Source organism: Mycobacterium sp. (genome assembly GCF_050701675.1).
Classification (GTDB): domain Bacteria; phylum Actinomycetota; class Actinomycetes; order Mycobacteriales; family Mycobacteriaceae; genus Mycobacterium.
This window is the reverse complement of the sequence record NZ_JBOGDD010000165.1, coordinates 1-3,838: the sequence shown is the minus strand read 5'-3', so window position 1 is coordinate 3,838 and position 3,838 is coordinate 1. Positions and strand designations below refer to the sequence as shown.

General features: G+C 65.8%; 5 protein-coding genes. 2 read left to right on the top strand and 3 right to left on the bottom strand.

Translation table 11 applies throughout. From position 1 onward, the window contains the following. Positions 1-526, top strand: a 526-nt coding sequence (locus ACRDUX_RS04830) for an AEC family transporter (RefSeq protein ID WP_526411536.1), incomplete at its 5' end; no start/stop codon positions are given. Between the two features lie 54 nt (positions 527-580). Here ACRDUX_RS04830 and ACRDUX_RS04825 read toward each other — a convergent pair. After that, positions 581-1,036 (bottom strand): RDD family protein, encoded by a 456-nt coding sequence (locus ACRDUX_RS04825; protein WP_526411534.1) that lies wholly within the window; start codon positions 1,034-1,036, stop codon positions 581-583. Continuing rightward, complete coding sequence (locus ACRDUX_RS04820) at positions 1,033-1,452, bottom strand: hypothetical protein (RefSeq protein ID WP_526411532.1); 420 nt, start codon at positions 1,450-1,452, stop codon at positions 1,033-1,035. The genes ACRDUX_RS04825 and ACRDUX_RS04820 overlap by 4 nt, the downstream gene beginning before the upstream one ends. 22 nt (positions 1,453-1,474) lie before the next feature. On the opposite strand from ACRDUX_RS04820, the gene ACRDUX_RS04815 reads away from it, so the two are divergent. Beyond that, entirely contained in the window at positions 1,475-2,362 is an 888-nt protein-coding gene (locus ACRDUX_RS04815) for an MBL fold metallo-hydrolase (RefSeq protein WP_526411530.1), read from the top strand. A gap of 45 nt (positions 2,363-2,407) precedes the next feature. Here the strand turns inward: ACRDUX_RS04815 and ACRDUX_RS04810 are convergent, their stop codons facing one another. Further along, the gene (locus tag ACRDUX_RS04810) at positions 2,408-3,520 is read right to left on the bottom strand and encodes an extracellular solute-binding protein (RefSeq protein WP_526411528.1); all 1,113 of its coding nucleotides are present in this window, start codon (positions 3,518-3,520) and stop codon (positions 2,408-2,410) included. Positions 3,521-3,838: the final 318 nt, after the last annotated feature.

The following is a 3,838-nucleotide window of genomic DNA, read 5'->3' as shown; positions in this document are numbered from 1 at the left end:
GGTCATGGCACCCATCGGGATCGCGGTCCTCAATTCCGAAAGCACGCCGCGGCGTTCACCCGGCCGGCAGGCGCTGGCCCTAGTCACCAACCCGATCATCGCGGCCAGCGTCGCGGGCCTGGTACTCGCCGCGGCCGGCGTGAGGATCACCGGCATCGCCGCTGCCCCGCTGGAACTGCTCGCCGATCTCGCGATCCCAACAGTCCTCCTGGCCTTCGGCATCTCGCTGACCAGCGGCACCGGCGACGCGACCCGCACGAACCGTGTCGACCTCGTCATCGTGGTCATCTTCAAGACCGTGCTGATGCCCGCCTTGGCTTACTCACTGGCGCGCTGGGGATTTCACGCCACCCCTGAGCAGGTGTTGCTGATCACCGTGCTTGCGGCACTACCTTCGGCCCAGAACATCAACACCTACGCCGCGGTGTACCGGCGCAACGAATCGCTGGCACGTGACGCGACCTTGGCGTCAACGGTGATATCGGTTCCGATCATCGTGCTAATCGTGGCAATCCTCGGTGGTTGAGGGCCGCGCCGGACCCCTACCCCGCAGGCGTCGCCCGGTGGGTCGTCGAAGAGCTCATCGGCCCGTCGGTCTGACGTAGACCACCCGGGTACCGAGCACCAGGTCCTGCACGGAGCGGCGGCCGCTGTCGACGGCGACGAGCACCAGGCCGACGGGGAAGATCACGCAGGCCGCCGCGCGCACCAACGCCACCACGAGCGATACCCGGCCCGAACGCCGACCGACGACCCGCAGACCCATCACCACCGCGCCCGCCGTGCAGCCGGAGGTGGCCCAGCAGCCTGCGAGATACAACACGGCCACGGCGAACATCACCGCCGTCGAGAAGAACGCGTTCGGCGCGGGGAAGCTGAACGACGACGGGTGCAGCATCAGCCTGGTCAATGCCGCGCCGAGGTAGAGGATGCCGACGATGGCTCCTGCGACCAGCAGATCGATCACGGCCGCAGTGCCGCGGCTGACGATCCCAGCGGTGCGATCGTCCGGCGGCTTGCGCCGACCACGCGTCAACGGGGTGTCCCCTTGCGGCCGAACATCCGGTCGACGATGCCCGACACCACGTCGTCGGCGCGCTCGCCCTGGGTGCGGACGTCGGTCATCACGTCGGCGGTGACCGTGTTGGTCGACTGGCGGATGATCGCGGGCAGGTCGACTCCGTCGATGATCTGGTTGGCCAGACCGATGAGGTCGATGCGGGCGATGATCGCGTCGATGTCGATCCCGGCGGCGATCGCGTCGATGTCCACCCGCTCGCGCACCAGCGCGGTCAGGTCGATCTCGTCGAGCACCAGCCCGACCACCTGCGAGCCGACCGCCGACACCGCCGCACGGAGCTGCTCGACGAGCTGGATCCGGCTGCGGCGTAGGGGCGCGCCGACGACAGGAAGGGCTTCGCAGCGCTTGAGCAGGTCGAAGGGGTCGGCCACCACCGCATCGTAGTGTCGACGAATGACCGACCGCATCAAGCTGGGCAACGCCGTCGTGACTCGTGTCGTGGAGTGGGAGTTCGACGTCGGCACGGGACTGTTCGCGCAGACCCCGCCGCAGGCGTGGCAGGACAACGCCGACCTGTTGGTGCCGACGTTCGTCACACCGGAGAACGGGCGGTGGCGGGTCCTGATACAGAGCTGGGTCGTCGAGGTGGATGGACTCACCGTCGTCGTGGACACCGGCGTCGGCAACGACCGCGAACGCCCGCACCTCCCGGCGCTCGCGCATCTGAACAACGACTACCTCGGCGCGTTGGGGCGGGCAGGTGTCGACGCGGGCGAGGTCGACGTCGTCGTCAACACCCACCTGCACACCGACCACGTGGGGTGGAACACCACACTCGTCGATTCTTCGAGCGGCTCGTGGGTGCCGACGTTCCCCAACGCGCGCTACCTGGTCCCCGAGGCCGACTACCGCTTCTTCGCCCCCGACGGGCCTGGCACGAACGAAGGTGCGCGGATCGTCATGGACGACAGCATCATTCCCATCGAAGACCAGATGGAACTGTGGTCGGACGATCTGCAGATCAGCGAGTCACTTCGGCTGCGACCCGCCGCGGGACACACTCCTGGGTCATCGGTGTTGTGGCTCGACGCAGGCAAGCCGGCCGTCTTCGTCGGCGATCTCACGCACTGCCCCATCCAGATTCCCCGGCCCGACGACCCGTGCGGCTTCGACGTGGACCCGGCCGCCGCGGCCGTGGCCCGCAAGCGGGTGTTCACCGAGGCGGCGCGCACCCGCGCGGCGGTGATCCCGGCGCACTATCCGGGTCACGGCGGCGCGACCATCGTGGCGCGCGGCGACCGCTTCGAGGTCGACGACTGGTTGGAGTTCTCCGCGATCTAAGAGTTGAGTCGTTGGCAGTAGTTGGAATCGGTCCCGGCTCGGAGGTCAGTGTTGACCGGCCTGCTGCGTCACCTTCTGATAGCGCGCGCTCCACTCGGCGGAGTTGGTGAGCAGATCCTCCTCGGGAGCCTCGATCAGATCCAGCCCGGCCAGCGGATCGTTCTCTCGAAGGACCGACGGGATCCGGTGCAGCTCTTCGAGCGCGTCCTGCCCCTCCGTCAGCAGGAAGTCTGCGAACAGGAGCGCCGAGGCGGGATGAGCGGCATCCTTCATGAGACCAAAGCCATTCGGACGCAGAGTGATCGGCTGCACGGGAGTTCCGTTGGCCGGGTGCCACGACACCGGCGCACCCTTCGCGGCCTTGCCATCGATGTTCTGGGTGTATGCCGAGACGAATACGCCGTACTGGCCGGCCGCCAGAAGTTCACCGGTGGCGGTGTGCCCCTTGGTGATCTTGGCGTTGGCGGCGATCGCGTCGAACAGCCGGTCGACCTCTTCCTGGGTCTTGCCATGCTCGAGCCAATACTTCGTCAACGAGGCGAACCAGTCGACCTCGGCGATCTCCATCGCTAGTTTGCCCTTCCAGCGCGGGTCGGCCAGATCCTCGAGGCTCGTCGGCTCTTCTCCTGCGGGTACGCGATTGGTGTTCCAGCCCACGACGAAGGCGTTGAAGCGATCCGCCGTCCAGTTGTCCTTCAGACCCTGCGGGCGCACCTTCTCGCGGTACTCGCTCTTGTACGGATAGAGATACCCATCACTGGACAGGACGTTCATCTCGCCGGAGTTGGTCTCGACGATGTCGGCCCCGCGATAGTTCGCCTTCTCCTCCTGGAGGATTCGCTGCAGGACGGCTTCGGACGACGCCCGGTATGTCTTGACGTCCAACCCGTACTTGGCCTTGAAGGCGTCGACGAGATCGGCGATGTCGTTGTTCGACGTGTAGATCGACAAGCCGCCCTCGGCCTTGGCTGCCTTGACCAACTCGTCAGTACGCGCCTGACCGGACATGCCGTTGAAACGGTCGTACACCCCCTGGGCGGCCGAAGTGGCAGCCGAGCTGTCGCCGCCACCGGGTGACGAGGTCGGCGAGCCGCCGCACGCTGTCTCGAACATCATCGTTGCCAGCGCCAGCACTGCCAACGACCGTTGGTAACGCATGAGCGTCTCCTTCGTGATCGAGTGTCGCTACGGGCCAGCGGGCCAGCCTGCGGAATGTGATGCGAGCCACAACAGCCAAACCCTCTTAATGACTAATGACTAGACCATCAGGCCAAAAAGTTACCGAACCGTTATCTGACCAAAGAGTGGTCGCTCGGCCTCGTCAATGGTCTATTGGTCTATTTGTTGTCGTGTTAGATTCGTCACAGCCGCGCTTGGTCCACTTCCGATGCCATAGGAGCCCGACTTGCCCGCCCCCTACCAGACTCCCGCTTACGGTTCAGACGTGATGGTCGATGCCATGCGCGCGTTCAAGAT